Origin of the sequence: Maritimibacter harenae, assembly GCF_009882975.1 — a bacterium.
Classification (GTDB): Bacteria; Pseudomonadota; Alphaproteobacteria; order Rhodobacterales; family Rhodobacteraceae; genus Maritimibacter; species Maritimibacter harenae.
Genome location: NZ_WTUX01000017.1, coordinates 1 through 369, shown reverse-complemented (window position 1 = coordinate 369; position 369 = coordinate 1). Strand labels below are relative to the sequence as shown.

The 369-nt window shown below is 62.9% G+C and carries 1 pseudogene; it reads right to left on the bottom strand.

The window, feature by feature from the left end:
- Positions 1 to 122: 122 nt before the first annotated feature.
- Positions 123 to 369: pseudogene (locus GQE99_RS12405) on the bottom strand (helix-turn-helix domain-containing protein); the annotation flags it as partial.

Sequence of the window (369 nt, the reverse complement as noted above, 5' to 3'; positions counted from 1 at the left end):
GCCGAGGTTCTGTTCGGTCTCTCCCTTCGGCTCGTAGTAATAGGACGAGCGCGCGATCGACAGCAGCTTGCACTGCTGACCGATGGACAGCTGGGGATGGTCAGGCTCAATCATGCCGCGCCTCACTTCCCGCCCCAAGGCTTCAGCTTTCGTTCCAAAAAAGAGTTGGCCACCGCCAGCTCCCCGATCTTGGCGTGGAGCTCCTTCACCTGCTCCTCGTCGATCTCGGGTCTCTTGCGGCCGCCGCGCTCAAACACGCCGGACGCGCCTTCGAGCAGGGCGCGCTTCCATTGATGGATCATCGTCGGATGCACTCCGAACCGGCTCGCCAGCTCGGCCGCCGTTTCTTCACCCTTCAGGGCTTCCAGC